We start from the raw sequence: 24,280 nt of genomic DNA, 5'->3' as shown, positions 1-24,280 counted from the left end.
GCCACAGCGGATTCAGCGCAACACATTCAAACAGTCGAATACTGATTGGCATTAACGTCAGTGGATTTTCGGCAGATACACTTCCCGACAGCGATTACGCAGACGACACTGGTCGAGCCGCACACTTTGCGCGCCTCAAACAATGACCGCGTTCGGTCGCCGTACGTTTCGGGTTCCTTTTCAGCGCAGATGACGAGAACGCCATGGCCGGGCTAATTCCCCAGAGCTTCATTGACGACCTTCTGAACCGCACCGACATCGTCGATGTGGTCAGCTCGCGCCTGCAATTGAAAAAGGCCGGCAAAAATCATACTGCCTGCTGCCCGTTCCACAAGGAAAAGACTCCGTCGTTCAGCGTCAGCCCCGACAAGCAGTTCTATTACTGCTTCGGCTGCGGCGCCGGCGGCAACGCCCTCGGCTTCATCATGGACCACGACAACCTGGATTTCGTCCAGGCTGTCGAAGAACTGGCCAAAGCCGCCGGCATGGAAATCCCCCGCGAAGAAAGCGGCCGGCCGCACAAACCGCGACAGCCGACCGATTCGCCGCTGTATCCGCTACTGAGCGCCGCTGCCGACTTTTATCGCCAGGCCCTCAAAAGCCACCCATCGCGCAAGGCCGCCGTGGAATACCTGAAAGGTCGCGGGCTGACCGGCGAAATCGCCCGGGACTTCGGCCTGGGCTTTGCTCCGCCTGGCTGGGACAACCTGTTCAAGCACTTGAGCAGCGATACCCTGCAACAAAAAGCCATGATCGATGCCGGCCTGCTGATCGAAAACGCCGAAAGCGGTAAACGCTACGACCGCTTCCGCGACCGCGTGATGTTTCCGATCCGCGACAGTCGCGGGCGCGTCATCGCCTTCGGCGGCCGGGTATTGGGCGACGACAAGCCGAAATACCTGAACTCCCCGGAAACCCCGGTTTTCCATAAAGGCCAGGAACTCTACGGCCTGTATGAAGCGCGCAAGACCAACCGCAACCTCGACGAGATCATCGTCGTCGAGGGCTACATGGACGTCATTGCCCTGGCCCAGCAAGGCCTGCGCAATGCCGTCGCGACCCTGGGCACCGCCACCAGCGAGGAACACCTCAAGCGGCTGTTTCGCGTCGTGCCCAGCGTGCTGTTCTGCTTCGACGGCGACCAGGCCGGCCGCAATGCGGCATGGCGGGCGCTGGAGGCGACACTTTCGAGCCTGCAGGACGGTCGTCGCGCACGCTTTTTGTTCCTGCCCGAAGGCGAGGACCCGGACACTCTGGTCCGCTCCGAAGGCACCGACGCCTTTCGCGCACGGATCAACCAGCACGCGCAGCCACTGGCCGATTACTTCTTCCAGCAACTGACGGAAGAAGCCGACCCGCGCTCGCTTGAGGGCAAGGCCCATATGGCCACCCTCGCCGCGCCGTTGATCGACAAAGTCCCGGGCGCCAACCTGCGCACCCTGATGCGTCAGCGCCTGAGCGAAATCACCGGCCTGAGCGGTGAAGCGGTCAGTCAGCTGGCACAAAGCGCCCCGCAAGAAGCACCGCCGGCCTACGACCCGGGCATCGATTACGACGCGATGCCCGATTACAGCGACTATCATCAGCCGCAGGCACAGGAAATGTATGTGCCGCAGCAGGAATGGACGCCGAAGAAACCCGGTGCAGGAGGCAAGAAATGGGACAAGAAACCGTGGGACAAGAATGGCAAACGGGGCGGTGATCGTGATCAACCCCGCGCGCCACGGGTGCCCGCCGCCGTAGAACCGCCAACCCTCGCCGCCTTGCGCACGTTGCTGCATCACCCGCAACTGGCCGAAAAAGTCGAGGATGCCGGGCACTTCGCCGCCGAGGATCACACCAACACGCAATTGCTGGTGGCGCTGCTCGAAGCTGTACAGAAGAATCCCAAGCTAAACTCAATTCAACTGATTGCGCGTTGGCACGGCACAGAACAAGGCCGCTTGCTGAAGGCCTTGGCGGAAAAGGAATGGCTGATTGATGGAGATAACCTTGAACAACAGTTTTTCGACACCATTACTAGCTTGTCAGCCCGCCAACGCGAGCGAAACCTGGAACAACTTCTGCGAAAAGCGCGTCAAAGCGAATTGACCAGCGAAGAGAAAAATCAACTGCGCGACCTCTTGAGTCGCAATGTTTCCGCATCAAACCCGACCTCAACTGGCGCGTGAGGTCATAGCTCAGGTATAATCCTCGGCTTGTTTTTTGCCCGCCAAGACCTTCAGTGGATAGGGTGTTATGTCCGGAAAAGCGCAACAGCAGTCTCGTATCAAAGAGTTGATCACACTTGGTCGTGAGCAGGGCTACCTGACTTACGCGGAGGTCAACGACCACCTGCCGGAGGATATTTCAGATCCGGAACAGGTGGAAGACATCATCCGCATGATCAATGACATGGGGATCAACGTATTCGAGGTTGCGCCAGATAAGGATTCCCTTATGCTGGCCGACGCCGATACCGACGAAGCCGCAGCCGAAGAGGCCGCTGCAGCGTTGGCTGCGGTCGAGACCGACATTGGTCGCACTACCGACCCGGTGCGCATGTACATGCGCGAAATGGGTACGGTGGAGCTCCTCACGCGTGAAGGCGAAATCGAAATCGCCAAGCGTATTGAAGAGGGCATCCGTGAGGTGATGAGCGCAATCGCGCACTTCCCTGGCACGGTTGATCATATTCTCTCCGAGTACACCCGCGTCACCACCGAAGGTGGTCGCCTGTCCGACGTTCTGAGCGGTTATATCGACCCGGACGACGGCATCGCGCCGCCTGCGGCAGAAGTGCCGCCGCCGATTGACGCGAAAGCCGTCAAGGCGGATGACGATTCCGACGACGAAGAGGGTGAAGCCTCCGATGACGAGGAAGAAGCCGAAAGCGGTCCGGATCCGATCATCGCTGCACAGCGTTTTGGCGCTGTGGCCGATCAGATGGAAATCACCCGCAAGGCGCTGAAAAAGCACGGTCGCAACAACAAGGCAGCGATTGCCGAGCTGTTGGCCCTGGCCGAGCTGTTCATGCCGATCAAACTGGTGCCGAAGCAATTCGAAGGCCTGGTCGAGCGCGTTCGCAGTGCCCTGGATCGCCTGCGTCAGCAAGAGCGCGCAATCATGCAGCTCTGCGTTCGTGATGCGCGCATGCCGCGTGCCGACTTCCTGCGCCAGTTCCCGGGCAACGAAGTCGACGAAAGCTGGAGTGATGCCCTGGCCAAAGGCAAAGGCAAATACGCTGAAGCCATTGGTCGTCTGCAGCCGGACATCATCCGTTGCCAGCAGAAGCTGACCGCGCTGGAAACCGAAACCGGTTTGACCATCGCCGAGATCAAGGACATCAACCGTCGCATGTCGATCGGTGAGGCCAAGGCCCGCCGCGCGAAGAAAGAGATGGTTGAAGCCAACTTGCGTCTGGTGATCTCCATCGCCAAGAAGTACACCAACCGTGGCCTGCAATTCCTCGATCTGATCCAGGAAGGCAACATCGGCTTGATGAAAGCGGTAGACAAGTTCGAATACCGTCGCGGCTACAAATTCTCGACTTATGCCACCTGGTGGATCCGTCAGGCGATCACTCGCTCGATCGCCGACCAGGCCCGCACCATCCGTATTCCGGTGCACATGATCGAGACGATCAACAAGCTCAACCGCATTTCCCGCCAGATGTTGCAGGAAATGGGTCGCGAACCGACCCCGGAAGAGCTGGGCGAACGCATGGAAATGCCTGAGGACAAGATCCGCAAGGTATTGAAGATCGCTAAAGAGCCGATCTCCATGGAAACCCCGATCGGTGATGACGAAGACTCCCATCTGGGTGACTTCATCGAAGACTCGACCATGCAGTCGCCAATCGATGTTGCAACCGTTGAGAGCCTTAAAGAAGCGACTCGCGAAGTACTGTCCGGCCTCACTGCCCGTGAAGCCAAGGTATTGCGCATGCGTTTCGGTATCGACATGAATACCGACCACACCCTTGAGGAGGTTGGTAAGCAGTTCGACGTGACCCGTGAGCGGATTCGTCAGATCGAAGCCAAGGCGCTGCGCAAGCTGCGCCACCCGACGAGAAGCGAGCATCTGCGCTCTTTCCTCGACGAGTGATAACAGAACCCCCGGCCCAGGCCGGGGGTTTTGCTTTGTACAGATTAAATCCCCCTGCTTCCCCCCTCCGCCCTGTAGCCGTCTACACTCGAAACATTCCCCCGAGCCATAACGAGACCGTTATGCCCAGACTGCCGACCGTGCTTTTTTTGCTGTCGCTGATGACCTGGACCGCAACGGCTGGCGCGCTGACTCTCACTGACGAAGAACGTAGCTGGCTGGCGGCTCACCCGGAATTGCGCCTGGGTGTCGATGCGTCATGGCCGCCCTTCGAGTTTCGTGACGATGAGGGCCGCTACCAGGGCCTTGCCGCGGATTACATTGAGGTCATCCGCAAAAGGCTGGCAACCCGGCTCACGCCCATCGAGCCGGTGAGCTGGACCGCCGTCCTGGAACAGGCCAAGAAGGGCAAGCTGGACCTGCTGCCGGGCATCATGTCGACCCCGGAACGCCAGAATTACCTGTCGTTCACCCGCCCCTATCTGGATTTTCCGATTGTCATCCTGGCCCATGTCGGGGGTCCTCAGCCACATAACCTGAAAGACCTGTACGGCCTGAAAATCGCCGTGGTGGAAAACTACGCCCCCCACGAACTGCTGCGCACCCACCATCCCGACTTGAACCTTGTGGCGATGCCCAACGTCAGTTCGGCGCTGCAGGCGCTGGCCATCGACGAAGTAGACGCAGTGGTAGGCGATCTGGCTTCCAGCGTCTGGAGCCTGCGCCAACTCAAGCTCGATGGGTTGTATGTCAGCGGTGAAACGCCCTATCGCTATCAACTGGCCATGGGTGTACCCCGCAACAACAAGATGCTGGTCGGCATTCTCGATAAAGTCCTGGCGGACATGAGCCCGGCTGAAATCAGCGCCATTCAGGAGCATTGGGTCGGTAACGTCCTCGATCATCGAACTTTCTGGAGTGACTTGCTGGTGTACGGCCTGCCCGGATTGCTGCTGCTGACTACCGTGCTGGCGGTGGTTATCCGCATCAACCGCCGCTTGAGCTCGGAAATCGCCCGCCGGGTCGACCTTGAACAGGAACTGCGCAGCAGCGAATACCACTACCGCGGCCTGGTGGAGAGCCTGTCGGCCATCGCCTGGGAAGCAAAAGTCACGGACTTCACCTACAGCTATGTATCGCCCCACGCCGAAGACCTTCTCGGTTATCCCCTGTCCCATTGGCTGATTCCAGGCTTCTGGCGCAACATCATTCACCCCGCCGACCTGACCCGAGCCCAGACCTTCTGCGATCACGAAGTACTGGCCGGGCGCGATCACCGCCTCGATTACCGGGTGATCACCGCCGACGGCCGCTGCCTGTGGGTGCGAGATATCGTCAGCCTGATCGAGCACGGGCATGAGCCGGTGCTGCGCGGCTTGATGATCGATATCACCGACGCCAAGCGCACTGAAGAAGCACTGCGCCTGTCGGAACAGAAATTTGCCTCCGTATTCCAGCAATGTCCGGACATTCTGGTGATCGCGCGCCTGAGCGACGGTTGCCTGCTGGAGGTCAACGAAGCGTTCGAGGAGCAAATCGGCCTCAAGGCCGAGGACGTCATTGGCCAGACCGCCACCAACCTGAACATCTGGGGGATTCCCGGTGTCGGGCCGGGACTGCTGCAACGCTTGCAGGCCGGCAGCATCCGCAACCTGGAAATGCCCTTTCGCCGCAGCAACGGCCAGGTGTTTACCGGCCTGATCTCCGCCGAACCGTTCGACCTCGACATGACACCGGCGCTGGTGGTTGTGGTGCGGGACATCACCCAACTCAAGGAAACCCAGCAACAGCTGCAAACATCCGAAGAAAAGTTCGCCAAGGCCTTCCACGCCTCCCCCGACGGTTTGCTGCTGTCACGGCAAAGCGATGGCTTGCTGTTGGAGGTCAACGACGGTTTTAGCCGCATCACCGGGTTCAACAGCGCCATGTCTGTGGATCGTTCGGCGCTGGACCTGGGGATCTGGGTCAACCTCAATGAACGCAAGCAAATGCTCGATCTGCTGCGCCGCGATGGTTTTGTCCGCGACTTCAGCTGCCATATCCGCCGCAGCGACGGGCAGATCCGACTCTGTGAAGTATCCAGCCGACCACTGCCGATTGGCGATGACGACTGCATGCTGACCATCGCCCGGGACATCACCGAGCGGCACCTGATGCAGGAAAAACTGCAACAGGCCGCCACCGTGTTCGAAAGCACCGCCGAAGGCGTGTTGATCACCGATACCCAACAGCACATCAGCGCGGTCAACCGTGCTTTCACCGAAATCACCGGTTACAGCGAAAGCGAAGCCCTGGGCCACACGCCACGCCTGCTCGCCTCGGGCCTGCATGACAGCGCGTTCTACGCGGCCATGTGGCATCAATTGACCGCCGAAGGCCACTGGCAAGGCGAGATTTCCAACCGACGCAAGAATGGCGAGCTGTATCCAAGCTGGCTGACCATCAGTGCCGTGCGCAACCGGGAGAACTTCATCACCCACTTTGTCGCGGTGTTCGCCGACATTTCCAGCCTCAAGCACGCCCAGGCCAAACTCGACTACCAGGCACACCACGACCCGCTGACCGGCCTGCCGAACCGCACGCTGTTCGAAAGCCGTCTGCTGACGGCGCTCAACAGCCAGCAGGAAAACGGCGGCCAGGGCGCGGTGCTGTTCCTCGACCTCGACCGCTTCAAACACATCAACGACAGCCTCGGCCACCCGGTCGGCGACCTGCTGCTCAAGGGTATTGCCGTGCGCCTCAAGGAACAGTTGCGTGACATCGACACCGTGGCGCGCCTGGGGGGTGACGAATTCATTATCCTGCTGCCAGGCCTGCAACAATCCAGCGATGCCGACCACATCGCCACCAAACTGCTCAACTGTTTCGCCGCGCCGTTCCAGGCCGGTGAACACGAGTTTTTCATCAGCGCCAGCATCGGCACCAGCCTCTATCCGAAGGATGGCTGCGACGTTGCCACACTGATCAAGAACGCCGACGCCGCGATGTACCGCTCCAAGGCCAAGGGCCGCAACCGTGTCGAAAGCTACACCCGCGACCTCACCGCCCAGGCCAGCGAACGCGTGGCGCTGGAACACGAACTGCGCCGTGCCATCGAGCGCAACGAGTTGCGCCTGTGCTACCAACCGAAAATCAGCCTCGAAGACTACAGCCTGGTCGGCGCCGAAGCCCTGATCCGCTGGCACCATCCGACCTTTGGCGACGTGCCCCGGGAACACTTCATCCCGCTGGCCGAAGAAAACGGCATGATCCTGCAAATCGGCGACTGGGTCCTGGAAACCGCCTGCCGGCAGATGGCCGAATGGCACCGGCTGTACGAAAATCCCGGCCCGCTGTCGGTCAACCTGGCCGGCGCCCAACTGCGCCAACCCAACCTGCTGGGCCGCATCGAACAGTTGCTCAAGGACAACGGTCTCAACCCCGGTTTCCTGCAACTGGAAATCACCGAAAACTTCATCATGAGCCAGGCCGAAGAAGCGCTGGCGGTATTGCATCAACTCAAACAACTGGGCGTGCAACTGGCCATCGATGACTTCGGCACCGGCTACTCGTCCTTGAGTTACCTCAAGCGCCTGCCGCTGGACATCCTCAAGATCGACCAGTCCTTCGTCCGCGGCCTGCCGGACGATCCCCACGACGCGGCGATCGTCCGCGCCATCATCGCCCTCGGACGCAGCATGCAGTTCACCGTGATTGCCGAAGGGGTCGAGACCCACGCGCAACAGCAATTCCTCGCTGCCGAAGGCTGTGAACAAATCCAGGGCTACATCGTCAGCCTGCCCCTCCCCCCCGACGAATTTGCCGCGACGTTTCTTCGTACAGCAGTAAAGGCTTTTTCGGATAGCACTGTCGCAAAACCGTCGCTATAATCCGCGACCTACTGAGGGCCTATAGCTCAGTTGGTTAGAGCAGAGGACTCATAATCCTTTGGTCCACGGTTCAAGTCCGTGTGGGCCCACCAAACAAGAAAGCCGCGCAATGCGCGGCTTTTTCGTGCCTGGCGTTTAGTTTTGTTTACTTAAGCTCTCGCTTTATCGGATGACGCCCGCAGACCTTGTAGGCAATCTCCGAATCTTCTATTTGGGCACTTTGCCGCCTTGTTGCCCTTTTCTTCGACGGGATAGTCTCCGGACGTCGCTGACCATTCAGCGATCGGGCTTGGAAACCCGCCGAACTCTAGCCGCAACAGCGCCCTCATCACGATTGCTTGTATTGTGTGATCCTGAGTTATGACGGCTGTGCGTGGGACGCCTTCGGGCGTGCCGGTTCCTAGGTTCCCGGTTTTCCAACCTGCGTACAGCCGTCACCCATTCGCTTGGAAACGATTGTGGCGGTCCCAGAACCCAGGAGTAAAACCATGACTGAAGCAGATTCACCCGCACCCTCAGACCTGAAAACCACCGGCTTCACACCCTTCCTGTACCTCTCGGATCAACCTCTGTTCCACGTCTGCCGCAACGTCCCCATCGCCGACGCTCTGGCCCAAGCCTCCGACCTGCTGTTCCTCGCCAAGTCCCTCATCGTGGACGCCGCCTACTCCCAAGACTCCGACCGCCACGCCAGGGCCGCGCATTACCTGACGACGATGAGCAAAGCGGTGATTGATGATGTGGTAAAGGTGCTGACGCGCCGGCCTGTTCAAATGAGAAAGGAAGCAGACCCATCGAAAAACACATAATCACGACAAAGTTGATAATTCCCAAAAAGGGACCTATCGTTCCCTTTTTGGGACTTATAGAACCGACCATGCCTGCCATCCCGCTAAGCGATGCTCTCTTTACTGCCACCCAGCAAAAAGTGCTGGGCATGTTGTATGGCAAACCGGATCAGAGCTTCTATGCCAATGAAATATTCCGCTGGGCGCAGGTCGGCAAGGGCAGCCTGATGCGTGAGCTGGAGCGTCTGCATAGCGCAGGCATTCTCACCATGAGTCGACGGGGTAATCAGACGCACTACCAAGCCAACCCTGAGTGCCCCATCTATGCAGAACTGCTTGGGATAGTGCGTAAGACTTTTGGCATTGCAGAGCAGCTGCGTGCGGCCTTGACTCCGCTGAATGATCAGTTGGTATGGGCGTTCATCTATGGCTCCATTGCCAAGGGTAACGAGCACGCAGGCAGTGACATTGACCTGATGCTGATTGGTGAAAATCTCAGTTACAGCGACTTGATGGAACGGGTACTGCCCGTAGAGGAACAGCTTGGCCGCACCATTAACCCAACGCTCTACACACTGGTCGACTGGCAAACCAAGAAGGCGGCCGGCAACAGCTTTGTAGTGCGGGTTGAACAACAGGACAAAATTGATTTGATTGGCCACAATCCAGCAGAGGTAGCCGATGGGCAGTAACGAAAATCTGGAAAACCTGGTGCGTAGCGGCGGCCTCAAAGCCGAACCGCCAGATCGCAAGGAATGTGAAGGGCTGCTGAGATCGGCCACGGACCGCTTGAAGGATGCCCACAGTTCGGCCCTGTCCTTCGCCAGTCGCTTCGACCTCGCCTACAACGCCGCACATGCCCTGGCACTGACGGCCATGCGTCTGCAGGGTTTTCGCTCCGACCGCCGCTATCTGGTATTTCAGTGCCTTGTACATACTCTCGGTCTGAACAAAATCCAGGTACGCCTGTTCGCACTTTGTCACGAGCGCCGCAATCTGGCTGAGTACGAAGGTTATATGGATGTGGACGAAACCCTTCTTGCCGAACTGTTGGCGGCAACTGATGCACTGTTGCCATTGGTGCAAGACGCTATGCTCGCGAGCAAGTAACGCTTCGACCCTTCGTTATTTCCAGTACTGAACGGCATCACTGCAACTGTCAGTCCAAACACGTAACGAAGGGATGGCCTGCACCACCCGCAACCGTTCCAGCATCAGCCCGGTGTACACAACCTCATACGTATCCGCCCCCCGCCCCCATTGCTCAACGAGCACCATGCCGTCGACCAATGTCGCCGCCAATTCGGCAATCGTCCCGGCCTGATCTTCGATAATTCCTTGAGTCCGAATCCAAACCCGATCTGTCATCGCTTTGAGCTCCGCCGCTATCTGCTCAGACGACGCAGGATCGGTATCGGGGCAAGTGATATTGCGCAGCAGATGCTGAAGCTCCCTGATTTTTGCGTAGTCTTGTTCCGCCCCCTGCCCGCCTTTGAGGATGGCTGTGGCTTTCGGCTTATCGACGCGTTTGGCGGCTGAAGTTTTTGAAGGGAGTGTCTGCGCCATTGCGCCAGCCAGGAGCACCATCATCCGGGCTTCCAGATGTTCCTTCATGGCTTCCATCGACGAAATCGGGCGCACCAGCGTAATGCAGGCCCCTCCCTGGTGCCGCAGATCCATAGTCACCGCCAGGGTCACGCCGCCCGTTTCAAACCCCAGGGCGCGGGCCACGACGTAGTGGCCCATTTCGTGATGGGCGATCTGCAGGGCATGATCGCGTACTGCGGGGGGCATCTTCCTCGTCATATCCATTGCCTCGGAACCTTCGTTCTCGCATTCGACTACGAGTGACGGTCGCTGTCCATCCTGATGCCCCGCGCAATGTGGGAGCGAGCCTGCTCGCGATGGACTTGAACGCACCGCGTCCATCCAGACAGCAAGCGTTATCGTTCACGACCTTCGCGAGCAAGCTCGCTCCTACATCACCTTATTTGGGCAAAGCATAGGCAATCACATAATCCCCACGATCGGTCGACTGCCGCGCACCACCCACCGTCAGCAGGATGTACTGCTTGCCGGTTTTCGGCGATACGTAAGTCATCGGCCCGGACTGGCTGCCCACTGGCAAACGCGATTTCCAGATTTCGTTGCCGTTGCCGGTGTCGAAGGCGCGCAGGTAGAAGTCCTGGGTGCCAGCGAAGAACAGCAGGCCCGACTGGGTGGCCAGCGATGCGCCGAGGGTCGGCATGCCGATCGGGATCGGCAGGTGCATGCGAATGCCCAGCGGGCCGGTGTCTTGCACGGTGCCGACCGGGACTTGCCACATCAGCTTGTGGGTCTTGAGGTCGATGGCCGACATGGTGCCGAACGGTGGTTTCTGGCACGGAATGCCGACCGCCGAGAGAAAGCGCTCGCGCATGGCGCCGAACGGCGTGCCTTCCTGCGGTACCACGCCCATTTCGATACCGCTGGCCCCGGCTTTGATCTTGTCGCGCGGAATCATGTAGTTGGCCAGGCCCAGGCGCATGTCGTTGACGAACATGTAGTGGGTGTTCGGATCACCCGAGACGCTGCCCCAGTTCATGCCGCCCAGCGAGCCCGGGAATTGCAGGGCGCGGTCCATGCCCGGCGGGGTGTAGACACCTTCGTGACGCATGCCTTTGAACTGGATGCGGCACATCAACTGGTCAAACGGCGTGGCACCCCACATGTCGGATTCGGTCAGGGTCTTGTTGCCGATTGACGGCATATCCACCGAGAACGGCTGGGTTGGCGAGTAGTGTTCGCCAGGCACATGGCCCTGGGGCACCGGACGCTCTTCAACGCGAGCGATCGGTACGCCGGTTTCACGGTTGAGCAAGAAGATCTCGCCCTGTTTGGTAACTTGCGCCAGCGCTGGTTGGGTGCCGCCCTTGTCATCCGGCACGTCGTAGAGCAACGGTTGCGCCGGCAGGTCGAAGTCCCACAGATCGTTGTGGGTGGTCTGGAAGTGCCAGCGCACCTGTCCGCTCTTCACGTCGATGGCGACGATGGATGAGTTCCACTTGTTGTCCATCTCGGTGCGCTGACCGCCAAAGAAGTCTGGGGTCGCGTTGCCAGTTGGCAGGTAGACCAGACCGAGTTTGGCGTCGTAGGACATGGCCGACCACACGTTCGGCGTGCCACGGGTGTAAGTCTCGCCGGCCGGTGGGCGTTTGGTGGTGTTCGGGTTGCCCGGGTCCCATGCCCATACCAGCTCACCACTGCGCACGTCGTAGGCACGCACCACGCCCGGCGGTTCGCCGGTGGAGTAGTTATCGGCCACGCGACCACCGACGATCACCACGTCCCCAGCGACCAATGGGGTCGAGGTTTGCTGGTAGTAACCGGGCTTTACTTCGCCCATGTCAGTGGTCAGGTCAACGGTGCCTTTGTTGCCGAACTCTTCGCAGGGCTTGCCGGTGTCGGCGTTAATGGCGATCAGACGCGCGTCGCCGGTCGGCAGAAACAGACGTTTCGTACAGGCGGTTGGCTGATTGTCCGAAGACACCGGGGTTTCGGAGTAGCCCAGGCCACGGCAACGCTGCCAGTTGGGCGCGGTGCCTTGCGGGTCGAACTTCCAGCGCTGGGCGCCGGTGTCGGCATCCAGGGCGAAGACTTTGCCGTAGGCGGTGCAGGTGTAGACGGTGTCACCGATTTGCAGTGGAGTGTTCTGGTCTTCGGCGCCGGCACCGGTGCTTTGCGGAATATCGCCGGTGCGGAAGGTCCAGGCGACCTGCAATTTGTCGATGTTGCCCTTGTTGATCTGGTCCAGAGCCGCAAAGCGATTACCGGCGGTAGTGTTGCCCCAGTGCGCCCAGTCTTTCTGTTCGGTGCCCGGAGTGACCGGCGTTACCGCAGGTTCGGTGGTGGCCTTGACCACGTGGGTCGGCACGAACATGTAGGCCATCGTCGCAACGACTGCGACACCCAAAATGCCAGCCAGACCATAAGCGCCACGCCCGCCGGTCGCGCCCGAAGCACGGACCAGGGTCGGATAGATCAGCGCCACAACCAGACCGATCACGGCAAAGGTCAGTATCCGTGAGACCAGCGGCCAGTATTCAAGGCCCGCATCCCAAACGGCCCAAATCGCAGTGAGGACCAACGCCACACCATACAGCCAGGCGCCGAGCGGCTTGCGCCGGGCAATCATCAACCCGGACGCCAGCATCGCCAGCCCCATCAGCAGGAAATACCAACTGCCACCCAGCGCGATCAGATAGCCACCGCCACCGGCCAGGCCGAGCCCGATCAGTGCAATCAGCACACCCAGCCCCGCCAGCAACCATTTACTGCCGGCGGCAGCCCCAGAATTGTTCATGTCGGAATTTTTCCCCAGTTGTGACAAGGGCGGAATAATGTACTACCTAGTTACTTATGGCAATTTGTCGCAGGCAAAAATGTCATGAACGGTATTGAGGCTAGATCAAATCTCCGTCGCGAGCGTCCTGCAGAAACTGCCTGTAACATGCTTGCGCACTGATCCATGCCGCTGGAGATAACCCTTTGCCTGACACTCGCACGCCTGTTCTCGATGAAATCGACCGCCAACTGATTGCCGCCCTGCAGATCAACGCCCGCGAGAGCGTGGCCATGCTCGCCCGGCAATTGGGCATTGCCCGCACCACTGTGACTTCGCGCCTGGCGCGGCTGGAAAAGGCCAAGGTGATCACCGGCTACGGCGTGCGCCTCGGGCAGCGGGTGGTGGATGGCGGGTTGCAGGCGTATGTGGGGATCACCGTGCAACCACGCTCCGGCAAGGAGGTGCTGCGGCGCCTGAGCGCGATGGCGCAGGTGCAGCAGTTGTGTGCGGTGAGTGGCGAATTTGATTATGTGGCGTGGTTGCGCACCGATTCGCCGGAGCAGCTGGATCAGTTGCTGGACCAGATTGGCAGTGTGGATGGGGTGGAGAAGACCACGACTTCGATCATCTTGAGCAGCAAGATTGATCGGGGGCAGCCAGTTTGAGTTTCTGCCTGTAGTTTTTTGGGTGCCAGAGCTGGCCTCTTCGCGGGCAAGCCCGCTCCCACAGTGGTCAGTGTGTATTGATAGATCGTCATACTGATCAAACTAATAGCAAAATGACGACACTTTGCGTCTTATTAACGTGTTCCGTGCTCTCTAGAATGGCTGGCATCTTTTCCTATACTCAGATGCGCATTGCGCGTCGGGTCGCCAGCAAGGTCAGCCATGAACAAGAACAATCGCCATCCTGCAGACGGTAAGAAACCAGTCACCATTTTCGGCCCGGACTTTCCTTTCGCCTTCGACGACTGGATCGAACACCCGGCCGGGCTGGGCAGTATTCCCGAGCACAATCACGGTGCCGAAGTGGCGATTGTCGGCGGCGGGATCGCCGGCCTGGTGGCGGCGTATGAGTTGATGAAGCTGGGCCTGAAACCGGTCGTCTACGAAGCTTCGAAAATGGGTGGCCGCCTGCGCTCCCAGGCATTCAATGGCGCCGAAGGCATCGTTGCCGAACTGGGCGGGATGCGCTTCCCGGTGTCGTCAACCGCGTTCTATCACTACGTCGACAAACTGGGTCTGGAAACCAAACCTTTCCCCAACCCGCTAACGCCCGCGTCGGGCAGCACAGTGATCGACCTCGAAGGTCAGACCCATTACGCACAGAAGCTGTCGGACCTTCCTGCACTGTTCCAGGAAGTGGCTGACGCCTGGGCCGATGCCCTGGAAGCCGGCTCGCAGTTCTCCGATATCCAGCAAGCCATTCGCGACCGCGACGTACCGCGCCTCAAGGAACTGTGGAACACCCTGGTGCCGCTGTGGGACGACCGCACCTTCTACGACTTCGTCGCCACGTCCAAGGCGTTCGCCAAGCTCTCGTTCCATCACCGTGAAGTGTTCGGCCAAGTCGGTTTCGGCACCGGCGGCTGGGATTCGGACTTCCCGAACTCGATGCTGGAAATCTTCCGCGTGGTGATGACCAATTGCGACGATCACCAGCACCTGGTGGTCGGCGGCGTGGAACAGGTGCCACAAGGCATCTGGCGCCATGTGCCGGAGCGTTGCGCGTATTGGCCGGCCGGCACCAGCCTCAGCTCGCTGCACAACGGCGCACCGCGTACCGGCGTGAAGAAGATTGCCCACGCGCCGGGCGGCCGTTTCGCCGTCACCGACAACTGGGGGGACACCCGCGAGTACGCCGCGGTGCTGACCACCTGCCAGAGCTGGCTGCTGACCACCCAGATCGAATGCGACGAAACCCTGTTCTCGCAAAAAATGTGGATGGCCTTGGACCGCACCCGCTACATGCAGTCGTCGAAGACTTTCGTGATGGTCGACCGCCCGTTCTGGAAGGACAAGGATCCGGAAACCGGCCGCGACCTGATGAGCATGACCCTCACCGATCGCTTGACCCGTGGCACTTATCTGTTCGACAACGGCGACGACAAGCCGGGGGTGATCTGCCTGTCGTACTCGTGGATGAGCGACGCGCTGAAAATGCTGCCCCAACCGGTGGAAAAACGCGTGAAACTGGCGCTGGATGCACTGAAAAAGATCTACCCGAAAGTCGACATCGCCGCGCGGATCATCGGCGACCCAATCACCGTTTCGTGGGAAGCCGACCCGCATTTCCTCGGCGCGTTCAAAGGCGCCCTGCCCGGCCACTACCGCTACAACCAACGCATGTACGCCCACTTCATGCAGGACGACATGCCAGCCGAACAGCGCGGCATCTTCATCGCCGGCGACGACGTTTCGTGGACCCCGGCCTGGGTTGAGGGCGCGGTACAGACCTCGCTCAACGCGGTGTGGGGCATCATGAAACACTTCGGCGGTGCAACTCACGCCGAGAATCCGGGTCCAGGAGATGTGTTCAACGAGATCGGACCGATCGCCCTGCCCGAGTAAGAGGAATCTGAAATGCGCGTAGCCCTTTACCAATGTCCGCCGCTGCCCCTGGATGTCGCCGGCAACCTGCAACGCTTGCAGCAGCTTGCGCTGGAGGCAAAAGGCGCCGATCTGCTGGTGCTGCCGGAGATGTTCCTGACTGGCTACAACATCGGCGTCGATGCCGTCAGCGTGCTGGCGGAGGTGTACAACGGTGAGTCGGCGCAGCAGGTTGCGCGCATTGCCAAGGCTGCCGGGATCGCCATTTTGTATGGCTATCCCGAGCGCACCGAGGACGGACAAATCTACAACGCCGTGCAGTTGATCGACTCTGACGGCGAGCGCGTCTGCAACTACCGCAAAACCCATCTGTTCGGCGATCTGGATCACTCGATGTTCAGCGCAGGTTCCGACGAGTTTCCCATCGTTGAGCTCAACGGCTGGAAGCTCGGTTTCCTGATCTGCTACGACCTGGAATTTCCGGAGAACGCCCGACGCCTGGCCCTGGCCGGTGCCGAGCTGATCCTGGTGCCGACTGCGAACATGATTCCGTTCGATTTCGTCGCCGATGTCACCGTGCGCGCCCGCGCCTTCGAAAACCAGTGCTACGTGGCTTATGCCAATTACTGTGGGCACGAAGGCGACATCCACTACTGCGGCCAGAGCAGCATCGCTGCGCCGGATGGCAGTCGCATCGCTCAGGCGGGACTGGATGAATCGCTGATTGTCGGTGAGCTGGATCGACAGTTGATGGTCGATTCCCGCGCCACCAATCGCTACCTCCTCGATCGCCGCCCCGAGCTTTACGGCGAGCTGAACAAGTCCTAATCCGCTAGCATTGGCACTTCACTGTTCTGGAAGTGCCCATGCCCGCGCTGAATCACCCTCGCCCCCACACTGAAACCCTGGCCAATGGTCTACGGGTGACGCTGCGTCATGCCCCGGATTTAAAGCGTTGCGCAGCAGCGTTGCGGGTCGCCGCGGGCAGCCATGATGTGCCGCTGGCGTGGCCCGGCCTGGCGCACTTTCTTGAGCATCTGCTGTTTCTGGGCACTGAGCGTTTTCCCGCCGGGCAAGGGTTGATGGCCTACGTCCAGAGTCATGGCGGCCAGGTAAACGCGCGGACCGGCGAACGCACCACGGACTACTTTTTCGAACTGCCACCCCAGGCGTTTGCCGGTGGGCTGGAGCGTCTGTCAGACATGCTCGCCCATCCACGTATGAATCCGGACGACCAGCAGCGGGAACGGGAAGTGCTGCAGGCAGAGTTTGTCGCCTGGTCGCAGGATGCCAAGGCGCAGCAGCAATTTGCGCTGTTCAATGGCCTGGCCGAGGCTCATCCACTACGGGGTTTTCATGCCGGCAATCGCGACAGTCTGCCGCTGCAACAACCCGAGTTTCAGCAGGCGCTGCAGGATTTTTATCAGCGGTTTTACCAGACCGGGCAAATGACCTTGAGCCTGGCCGGACCACAGAGCCTCCTTGAGTTGAAGGCAATGGCCGAAGCCTTTGGCAGTGTCATTGCCAAAGGCCAGACAGCCACTCAACTGCCCCCAGTACCGCTGATGGAGGCCTCAACCAACAGTTATCAACAGACTGGCGAGCGACGCCTGGATCTGCTGTTTGCCCTTGAAGTGCTACCCGATTTCTCTGCCGATGCGTTGGCGTTCCTGTGCCACTGGCTGAACCTGGCAAAACCCGGCGGCTTAATGGCGGACCTGCGCGAGCGCGGGCTGGCCGATCACCTCAAAGCCCAGCCGCTGTACCAGTTCGCCGGGCAAGCCTTGCTGCATATCGAATTCACCCTGCCCACCGCAGACCCGGCTTCAGGCATCCACGAACGCTTGATGGACTGGCTCGGTTTCTTTGCCGCGCAAGACTGGAGCCGATTGCGCGAAGAGTACGCCACCCTGCTCCAGCGCCAGCAGCAAGTCAGCGGCGCCTTGCAACTGGCCCGACTGGACAGCGAACAACGCAAAGTCGGGTTATCCGAGCCAGGTGTTACAGCCCTCAAGCAAATCCTTCAACAAATCGGCGCTGTGGATAACTTCAGCGGCCCATGGCAATTACCAGCACCCAACCCGTTCTTGCGCGCCGAAGCACCGGCAGCCAACGCCGGATTGATTCGCGGCCAGACCAGCGCCCACCGAGGCCTGCGCACTTTTGCCCAGGACCGTTCGCGCAGCCGTCGTGAACGTTCGCCGATGCAATTCAGCCAGGCATGGCCGGACAACGGTGCTGAAGGCGCGATTTATCTGCGCTGGCGCCTGGACTCGGCTCCCGGCAGCCACCTTCAATCACGGCTGGAAAACTACCTGCAACCGTTGCGCGAAGACGCGCACCAGGCCGGTGTGGAATTTTCCTTCAGTGCATCGGGCAACGAATGGCTGCTCAAACTGAACGGGCTGCAGGAACCGATGCCCAGCGTCCTGGAGCATGTGCTGAAAGAACTGACAAAACCTGACGCCGCTGTCTCACAAGCCGAATCGACGAGCGTTGCGCCAATACCGATTCGACAACTGCTCAAGGCATTACCCGAACACTGCCTCGGGCAGTCCGCGAACTCGGATGACGTGCAGCCACTCTGGTCGAGTGCGCGATGGGATGGGCTGGCCATCGGGTTATCGGCTCAGACTCAAGCGGCTATGGGCTTGGCCTTGAGCCGCATACCCGGCACGCCGGACAATCAACTGACGCCGCCCTCTTCGATCCTTGCACGGCATCTGTGGAGCACTGTCGATACCGCCTCCAGCGAGCACGCGTTGCTGCTGTTCTGTCCTGCAGCCACCCAGGAAATGGCCGACGAAGCCGCGTGGCGTTTGCTCGCGCATGTCTGCCAGACACCGTTCTACCAACGCCTGCGGGTGGAGTTGCAACTCGGCTATGCGGTGTTCAGCGCCCTGCGGCAGATTCACGGGCAAACCGGGGTGCTGTTCGGCGTGCAATCGCCAAGCGTTGCGCCTGTGGAGCTGCTGCAACACATCGAGCAATTCCTGAATCGATTGCCGGACCTGATCAACGCACTCGACGACACCACCTTCAACGCTCAACGCCAGGCCCTGGCGGATCAGTTTTGCAGCGCTGCGCTCACCACGGCTCAAGCGGCCGAATTGCTCTGGCAAGGCAAACTGGCCGGCCGCTCGTCGGATTATCTGACGTACTTGCCCGAGGCCATTGTGCACATTGACCGGACCGTTCTACTGGCTGCGGCCCAACGCCTGAATCAGGCCGAAGGCGGCTGGCTGTGCCTTGCCAACAGCGTCACCCCGGGTGCGCCATGGCAAGCGGCAAAATGATCATTACCGGGGCTGCAAGGAGCTTTCTCAAAGTTTCACGGGCAATTTCTTTGAAATTTTGAGTAACATAGCAACCTAACTATCTGGAACCTCTCTGATTTGAGGTGGACTATACCTATAGATAGCGCTGTCCTACCCTACCTGAAGGAGTTCAATTTATGGCCTGGACCAAACCGGCTTACACCGACCTGCGTATTGGCTTTGAAGTCACCATGTACTTCGCAAGCCGCTAATCTCAGCTTTGGCAGAGATGCAGCACAACGCCTCGGTTATCCGAGGCGTTTTATTTTCAGCGTTGAAATGATGGAGCGTCCATGTTTGTCCAGATTCTAGGTTCCGCTGCCGGCGGCGGCTTCCCCCAGTGGAACTGCAACTGCGTGAACTGCGCGGGCTTTCGCGACGGCAGCCTGCGGGCCAAGGCGCGGACGCAATCGTCCATCGCGATTTCCGATGACGGCGTGAACTGGGTGCTGTGCAACACCTCCCCGGACATCCGCGCCCAACTCCAGGGCTTCGCCCCGATGCAGCCGGGCCGCGCCCTGCGCGATACCGGGATCGGCGCGATCATCCTGATGGACAGCCAGATCGACCACACCACCGGCCTGCTCATGTTGCGCGAAGGGTGCCCGCATCAGGTCTGGTGCACCGACATGGTCCATGAAGACCTGAGCACCGGATTTCCGCTGTTCACCATGCTCAACCACTGGAATGGCGGGCTGACCTGGAATCGCATCGAACTCGACCAGAGCTTCAGCGTACCGGCATGCCCGAACCTGCGCTTCACCCCGCTGCCGTTGCGCAGTGCCGCGCCGCCGTACTCACCACACCGCTTCGACCCCCATCCGGGCGACAACATCGGCCTGATCGTCGAAGACCTCAACACCGGCGGCAAACTGTTCTACGCACCGGGCCTGGGCAAGGTGGATGAAGGGCTTCTGGAAATCATGGCCGGCAGCGATTGCCTGCTGGTCGATGGAACGTTGTGGGATGACGATGAAATGCAGCGTCGCGGCGTCGGCACCCGCACCGGTCGGGAGATGGGACACCTGGCGCAGAGCGGCCCCGGTGGCATGCTCGAAGTGCTTGAGCAATTGCCCAACCAGCGCAAAGTACTTATCCACATCAACAACACCAACCCGATTCTCGATGAAGACTCGCCAGAACGCGCGGAACTGGATCGGCGCCAGGTTGAAGTGGCGTATGACGGCATGAGTATTGTGCTGTAGCGGATGACCCTATCGCGAGCAAGCTCGCTCCCACAGTTGACCGCATTCCCCTGTGGGAGCGAGCTTGCTCGCGATGAGGCCGGCAGCAGCAACACATATCCTGGTTGTTCCCCGGAGAATCGCAATGACTGACACCCCGATGTCCCCCGCCGAATTCGAAGCGGCTCTGCGCGCCAAGGGCGCCTACTACCACATCCATCACCCCTATCACGTGGCGATGTACGAAGGCCGGGCCACCCGCGAACAGATCCAGGGCTGGGTTGCCAACCGTTTCTACTATCAGGTGAACATCCCCCTGAAGGACGCGGCCATTCTGGCTAACTGCCCGGACCGCGAGATCCGCCGCGAGTGGATTCAACGCCTGCTGGACCACGACGGTGCGCCCGGCGAAGACGGCGGCATCGAAGCCTGGCTGCGCTTGGGCCAGGCCGTGGGCCTCGACCCGGACCAACTGCGTTCCCAGGAGCTGGTACTGCCCGGCGTGCGCTTCGCCGTGGACGCCTATGTCAATTTCGCCCGCCGTGCCAGTTGGCAGGAAGCCGCGAGCAGCTCGCTGACCGAACTGTTCGCCCCGCAGATCCACCAATCGCGCCTGGACAGTTGGCCCCAGCACTACCCATGGATCGACCCGGCCGGCTACGAGTATTTCCGCACGCGCCTGGGCCAGGCACGGCGTGATGTCGAGCATGGTCTGGCGATCACGTTGCAGCACTACACCACACGTGAAGGCCAGGAGCGCATGCTGGAAATTCTCCAGTTCAAACTGGACATTCTTTGGAGCATGCTTGATGCCATGAGCATGGCCTACGAACTGAAACGCCCGCCGTATCACAGCGTGACCGGGGAACGGGTCTGGCACAAAGGAATCACCTTATGAGTTTCGATCGCAGCAAGACCCCGACCTGGCGTCCCGGCTACCGTTTCCAGTACGAACCGGCGCAAAAAGGCCACGTGCTGCTGTACCCGGAAGGCATGATCAAGCTCAACGAAAGTGCCGCGCTGATCGGCGGTTTGATTGATGGTGAACGGGATGTCGCGGCCATCATCAATGAGCTCGACCAACAGTTTCCCGGCGTGCCCGAACTCGGAGACGACATCGAGCAATTCATGGAGGTTGCCCGTGCGCAGCACTGGATCGAACTTGCCTGATTCATCAAGGCAAGTACCGCCCAAACCCGAGGTCGGCTTGCCGCTGTGGCTGCTCGCCGAGCTAACCTATCGCTGCCCGCTGCAATGCCCATACTGCTCCAATCCGCTGGATTTCGCCGAGCAAGGCAAAGAGCTGAGCACCGAGCAGTGGATCAAGGTGTTTCGTGAAGCGCGGGAAATGGGCGCCGCGCAGCTTGGCTTTTCCGGTGGCGAACCGCTGGTGCGTCAGGACCTCGCCGAGCTGATCGTTGAAGCGCGCAAGCTGGGTTTCTATACCAACCTGATCACCTCCGGCATCGGCCTGACCGAACAGAAAATCAGCGATTTCAAAAAGGCCGGTCTCGATCACATCCAGATCAGTTTCCAGGCCAGTGACGAGCAGGTGAACAATCTGCTGGCCGGCTCGAAAAAGGCCTTCGCGCAGAAACTGGAAATGGCCAGGGCGGTGAAGGCCCACGGTTATCCGATGGTGCTGAACTTCGTCACCCATCGGCACAATATCGACCAGATCGACCGCATCATCGAGTTGTGCATTGCACTGGAAGCGGACTTCGTCGAGCTCGCCACCTGCCAGTTCTACGGATGGGCGCAACTCAATCGCGTTGGGCTTTTGCCGACCAGGGAGCAACTGGTGCGCGCCGAACGCATCACCAACGAATACCGCGCAAAACTGGAAGCCGAAGGGCATCCGTGCAAGCTGATTTTCGTCACGCCGGACTATTACGAAGAACGCCCGAAAGCCTGCATGAACGGCTGGGGCAGTATTTTTCTGACGGTCACGCCAGACGGAACCGCCCTGCCCTGTCACGGTGCCCGACAGATGCCGGTGCAGTTTCCCAACGTGCGCGACCACAGCATGCAGCACATCTGGTACGACTCGTTCGGCTTCAACCGCTTTCGCGGGTACGACTGGATGCCCGAGCCGTGCCGCTCCTGTGACGAGAAAGAAAAAGACTTCGGCGGCTGCCGCTGCCAGGCGTTCATGCTTACCGGCGATGCAAGCAACGCCGACCCGGTATGCAGCAAGTCGCCACAACACGGCGTGATCCTCAAGGCTCGCGAGGAAGCCGGGCACGCGACCCAGACCATCGACCAACTGGCCTTTCGCAATGAACGAAACTCACGCCTCATCGCCAAAAGCTGAACCTTTCAGCGCTGCCAAAGCCGTGGCCGCCGGTATCGACTTTGCCGAACTGCAGGTCGGTCGACAGGGCCTGTTTTGGAACGAATACCGCCCCGAAGACGCTGCGTGCCGGATCTGGCATTGGCGTGACGGCGCAGCGAAATGCCTGACGCCACCGGGGTTCAGCGTGCGCAGTCGGGTGTACGAATATGGCGGTGGAGCGTTGTGTCTGACGGACGATGGAATCGTTTTCGTCAATGAGGCCGACCAGCAGTTGTATCGGCAATCACTGCAAGACGAAGCGCCCGAAAGGCTGACGTCCGGAGCATGCCGTTATGGCGATCTGCAGTTCGCCAACGGGCAAGTGCTGGCGGTCGAGGAGCACCGCGATCAACACCGATTGGTGGCGATCGATCTGTTGGATGGCGCACGTCACTTGCTGGCCGAGGGTGCTGATTTCTACGCGGCACCGACGCTGAGCCCTGATGCCCGGCGCCTGGCCTGGATCGAGTGGAGTCGCCCGGATCAACCATGGACAGCGACCCGCTTGATGGTTGCCGAACGCCTCGCCAACGGCGGCTTTGCCGAGGCTCGTTGTGTGGCGGGCGATGGCGTTCAAGAGTCTGTGCAACAACCGCGGTTTGATGCCAGCGGTCGACTGTATTGCCTGACGGATCGCGCGGGTTACTGGCAGCCATGGAAAGAATCTGAAAAAGGCCTGAGCCCATTGCCAAGTGCCAGCGCCGACCATGGCCCCGCGCCCTGGCAACTCGGCGGCAGCACCTGGTTGCCGCTGAGCGATAACAGCTATCTGGCCAGTTGGACCGAGGGCGGGTTTGGCCGACTGGGCATAGGCGGCGACTCCAGCGCCGACTTTACCGGCGACTACAGCCGCTTCCGCCATCTCGCCGTGGATGAGCAGTTCATCTATTGCATCGCGGCGTCGCCCGTCAGTTCAACCGCCGTCATCGCCATCGACCGTCAGAGCCGGCAAGTGCAAGTGCTGGCCGGCGGCATCGCACCGCTTGCTCCCGAACAGATCAGCCGCCCGCAAACCTTGCGCTACCCAAGTGGCTCAGGCGAAGCACACGGCTTCTTCTACCCGGCGATGACCGGCGAGGCGAAACCGCCATTGGTGGTGTTCGTCCATGGCGGACCGACTTCGGCGTGCTACCCGATGCTCGATCCGCGTATCCAGTACTGGGCACAGCGGGGCTTCGCCGTGGCCGATCTCAACTATCGCGGCAGCAGCGGTTACGGCCGGGCCTATCGCCAGGCACTGCACCTGGGCTGGGGTGATGTTGATGTGCAAGACGCCTGCGCCGTGGTCAGTTACCTCAAGCAGCGAGGCTTGATCGACGGCGACCAGGCGTTCATTCGCGGCGGCAGCGCTGGCGGCTACACCAGCCTTTGCGCCTTGGCCTTTCACAACGTGTTCCGCGCCGGCGCCAGCCTGTATGGGGTCAGCGACCCGGTGGCGCTGGGGCGCGCGACCCACAAATTCGAAAGCGACTATCTGGATTGGCTGATCGGCGATCCGCAACTGGATGCCGAACGCTACGCCGCCCGCACGCCGCTGCTGCATGCCGGCAACATCCGCGTGCCGATGATCTTCTTTCAAGGAGAACTGGACGCCGTGGTCGTCCCGCAACAGACCCGTGACATGGTCACGGCACTGCAGGACAACGGCATCCTGGTCGAAGCGCATTACTACGCCGATGAACGCCATGGCTTTCGCAAGGCCGGTAACCAGGCCCATGCGCTGGAGCAGGAGTGGTTGTTTTATCGGCGGGTGATGGATTCAGTGGACTGAAGCCTGCGTTCATTGCCGAAACGGTGGCGTCCCCTTCGCGGGCAAGCCCGCTCCCAC

18 protein-coding genes and 1 tRNA gene are annotated in these 24,280 nt (G+C 60.2%); 17 read left to right on the top strand and 2 right to left on the bottom strand.

Translation table 11 applies throughout. From position 1 onward, the window contains the following. The first annotated feature begins 203 nt into the window (after positions 1 to 203). The 7 genes from dnaG to KW840_RS07145 all read left to right on the top strand — a co-directional run bounded on the left by dnaG (position 204) and on the right by KW840_RS07145 (position 9,853). Positions 204 to 2,171, top strand: a complete 1,968-nt coding sequence (gene dnaG / locus KW840_RS07175; protein WP_008051597.1) for a DNA primase — start codon at positions 204 to 206, stop codon at positions 2,169 to 2,171. Between the two features lie 67 nt (positions 2,172 to 2,238). Beyond that, positions 2,239 to 4,086 (top strand): RNA polymerase sigma factor RpoD, encoded by a 1,848-nt coding sequence (gene rpoD, locus KW840_RS07170; protein WP_057713062.1) that lies wholly within the window; start codon positions 2,239 to 2,241, stop codon positions 4,084 to 4,086. Positions 4,087 to 4,208: 122 nt separating this feature from the next. After that, positions 4,209 to 7,955 carry a bifunctional diguanylate cyclase/phosphodiesterase gene (locus KW840_RS07165; RefSeq protein ID WP_150814000.1) on the top strand — a complete coding sequence of 1,249 codons (3,747 nt, stop codon included), beginning with the start codon at positions 4,209 to 4,211 and terminating at the stop codon, positions 7,953 to 7,955. A gap of 15 nt (positions 7,956 to 7,970) precedes the next feature. After that, positions 7,971 to 8,047, top strand: a tRNA-Ile gene (locus KW840_RS07160). 396 nt (positions 8,048 to 8,443) lie between these two features. After that, positions 8,444 to 8,764 carry a DUF3077 domain-containing protein gene (locus KW840_RS07155; protein ID WP_218494769.1) on the top strand — a complete coding sequence of 107 codons (321 nt, stop codon included), beginning with the start codon at positions 8,444 to 8,446 and terminating at the stop codon, positions 8,762 to 8,764. Positions 8,765 to 8,832: 68 nt separating this feature from the next. Next, positions 8,833 to 9,435 (top strand): nucleotidyltransferase domain-containing protein, encoded by a 603-nt coding sequence (locus tag KW840_RS07150; RefSeq protein WP_218494768.1) that lies wholly within the window; start codon positions 8,833 to 8,835, stop codon positions 9,433 to 9,435. After that, positions 9,425 to 9,853 (top strand): hypothetical protein, encoded by a 429-nt coding sequence (locus tag KW840_RS07145; RefSeq protein WP_057713048.1) that lies wholly within the window; start codon positions 9,425 to 9,427, stop codon positions 9,851 to 9,853. Before KW840_RS07150 ends, KW840_RS07145 begins: the two co-directional genes overlap by 11 nt. A 15-nt stretch (positions 9,854 to 9,868) precedes the next feature. Here KW840_RS07145 and KW840_RS07140 read toward each other — a convergent pair whose 3' ends face one another. After that, entirely contained in the window at positions 9,869 to 10,549 is a 681-nt protein-coding gene (locus tag KW840_RS07140) for a peptidase M41 (protein WP_218494819.1), read from the bottom strand. 181 nt (positions 10,550 to 10,730) lie between these two features. After that, positions 10,731 to 13,085, bottom strand: coding sequence for a glucose/quinate/shikimate family membrane-bound PQQ-dependent dehydrogenase (locus KW840_RS07135; RefSeq protein ID WP_218494767.1), 2,355 nt, complete (start codon positions 13,083 to 13,085; stop codon positions 10,731 to 10,733). A gap of 185 nt (positions 13,086 to 13,270) precedes the next feature. On the opposite strand from KW840_RS07135, the gene KW840_RS07130 reads away from it, so the two are divergent. The 10 genes from KW840_RS07130 to KW840_RS07085 all read left to right on the top strand — a co-directional run bounded on the left by KW840_RS07130 (position 13,271) and on the right by KW840_RS07085 (position 24,223). Further along, a complete protein-coding gene (locus KW840_RS07130) occupies positions 13,271 to 13,732 on the top strand; it encodes an Lrp/AsnC family transcriptional regulator (RefSeq protein WP_046039454.1) in 462 nt (153 codons plus the stop codon). A 222-nt stretch (positions 13,733 to 13,954) separates the two neighbouring features. Continuing rightward, positions 13,955 to 15,637 (top strand): NAD(P)/FAD-dependent oxidoreductase, encoded by a 1,683-nt coding sequence (locus tag KW840_RS07125; protein ID WP_218494766.1) that lies wholly within the window; start codon positions 13,955 to 13,957, stop codon positions 15,635 to 15,637. A 12-nt stretch (positions 15,638 to 15,649) separates the two neighbouring features. Next, positions 15,650 to 16,444, top strand: a complete 795-nt coding sequence (locus KW840_RS07120; protein ID WP_218494765.1) for a carbon-nitrogen hydrolase family protein — start codon at positions 15,650 to 15,652, stop codon at positions 16,442 to 16,444. A gap of 38 nt (positions 16,445 to 16,482) precedes the next feature. Continuing rightward, positions 16,483 to 18,912 (top strand): pyrroloquinoline quinone biosynthesis protein PqqF, encoded by a 2,430-nt coding sequence (gene pqqF, locus KW840_RS07115; RefSeq protein WP_218494762.1) that lies wholly within the window; start codon positions 16,483 to 16,485, stop codon positions 18,910 to 18,912. 158 nt (positions 18,913 to 19,070) lie between these two features. Continuing rightward, positions 19,071 to 19,145, top strand: a complete 75-nt coding sequence (gene pqqA / locus KW840_RS07110; protein ID WP_003444522.1) for a pyrroloquinoline quinone precursor peptide PqqA — start codon at positions 19,071 to 19,073, stop codon at positions 19,143 to 19,145. A gap of 81 nt (positions 19,146 to 19,226) precedes the next feature. Continuing rightward, a complete protein-coding gene (gene pqqB, locus KW840_RS07105) occupies positions 19,227 to 20,138 on the top strand; it encodes a pyrroloquinoline quinone biosynthesis protein PqqB (protein ID WP_090451766.1) in 912 nt (303 codons plus the stop codon). Positions 20,139 to 20,262: 124 nt separating this feature from the next. Further along, positions 20,263 to 21,015 (top strand): pyrroloquinoline-quinone synthase PqqC, encoded by a 753-nt coding sequence (gene pqqC, locus KW840_RS07100; RefSeq protein WP_007993179.1) that lies wholly within the window; start codon positions 20,263 to 20,265, stop codon positions 21,013 to 21,015. Next, positions 21,012 to 21,287, top strand: a complete 276-nt coding sequence (gene pqqD / locus KW840_RS07095) for a pyrroloquinoline quinone biosynthesis peptide chaperone PqqD (RefSeq protein ID WP_015097086.1) — start codon at positions 21,012 to 21,014, stop codon at positions 21,285 to 21,287. Before pqqC ends, pqqD begins: the two co-directional genes overlap by 4 nt. Next, entirely contained in the window at positions 21,259 to 22,431 is a 1,173-nt protein-coding gene (pqqE, locus tag KW840_RS07090) for a pyrroloquinoline quinone biosynthesis protein PqqE (protein WP_090451770.1), read from the top strand. The genes pqqD and pqqE overlap by 29 nt, the downstream gene beginning before the upstream one ends. Then, complete coding sequence (locus tag KW840_RS07085; RefSeq protein WP_218494760.1) at positions 22,397 to 24,223, top strand: S9 family peptidase; 1,827 nt, start codon at positions 22,397 to 22,399, stop codon at positions 24,221 to 24,223. Before pqqE ends, KW840_RS07085 begins: the two co-directional genes overlap by 35 nt. Positions 24,224 to 24,280: the final 57 nt, after the last annotated feature.

The organism is Pseudomonas sp. PDM30, assembly GCF_019218985.1.
GTDB lineage: Bacteria > Pseudomonadota > Gammaproteobacteria > Pseudomonadales > Pseudomonadaceae > Aquipseudomonas > Aquipseudomonas jessenii.
The sequence above is the reverse complement of the archived record's forward strand: the minus strand, read 5'-3'. Positions and strand labels throughout refer to the sequence as shown.

What these genes read in the sequence shown, in the direction of transcription:
- pqqD (WP_015097086.1), top strand. Translation starts at nt 21,012, where the DNA reads ATGAGTTTCGATCGCAGCAAGACCCCGACCTGGCGTCCCGGCTACCGT.
- KW840_RS07085 (WP_218494760.1), top strand. Translation starts at nt 22,397, where the DNA reads ATGAACGAAACTCACGCCTCATCGCCAAAAGCTGAACCTTTCAGCGCT.
- KW840_RS07125 (WP_218494766.1), top strand. Translation starts at nt 13,955, where the DNA reads ATGAACAAGAACAATCGCCATCCTGCAGACGGTAAGAAACCAGTCACC.
- KW840_RS07120 (WP_218494765.1), top strand. Translation starts at nt 15,650, where the DNA reads ATGCGCGTAGCCCTTTACCAATGTCCGCCGCTGCCCCTGGATGTCGCC.
- dnaG (WP_008051597.1), top strand. Translation starts at nt 204, where the DNA reads ATGGCCGGGCTAATTCCCCAGAGCTTCATTGACGACCTTCTGAACCGC.
- pqqF (WP_218494762.1), top strand. Translation starts at nt 16,483, where the DNA reads ATGCCCGCGCTGAATCACCCTCGCCCCCACACTGAAACCCTGGCCAAT.
- rpoD (WP_057713062.1), top strand. Translation starts at nt 2,239, where the DNA reads ATGTCCGGAAAAGCGCAACAGCAGTCTCGTATCAAAGAGTTGATCACA.
- KW840_RS07135 (WP_218494767.1), bottom strand. Translation starts at nt 13,085, where the DNA reads ATGAACAATTCTGGGGCTGCCGCCGGCAGTAAATGGTTGCTGGCGGGG.
- KW840_RS07140 (WP_218494819.1), bottom strand. Translation starts at nt 10,549, where the DNA reads ATGACGAGGAAGATGCCCCCCGCAGTACGCGATCATGCCCTGCAGATC.
- pqqC (WP_007993179.1), top strand. Translation starts at nt 20,263, where the DNA reads ATGACTGACACCCCGATGTCCCCCGCCGAATTCGAAGCGGCTCTGCGC.
- KW840_RS07165 (WP_150814000.1), top strand. Translation starts at nt 4,209, where the DNA reads ATGCCCAGACTGCCGACCGTGCTTTTTTTGCTGTCGCTGATGACCTGG.
- KW840_RS07155 (WP_218494769.1), top strand. Translation starts at nt 8,444, where the DNA reads ATGACTGAAGCAGATTCACCCGCACCCTCAGACCTGAAAACCACCGGC.
- pqqB (WP_090451766.1), top strand. Translation starts at nt 19,227, where the DNA reads ATGTTTGTCCAGATTCTAGGTTCCGCTGCCGGCGGCGGCTTCCCCCAG.
- KW840_RS07145 (WP_057713048.1), top strand. Translation starts at nt 9,425, where the DNA reads ATGGGCAGTAACGAAAATCTGGAAAACCTGGTGCGTAGCGGCGGCCTC.
- KW840_RS07150 (WP_218494768.1), top strand. Translation starts at nt 8,833, where the DNA reads ATGCCTGCCATCCCGCTAAGCGATGCTCTCTTTACTGCCACCCAGCAA.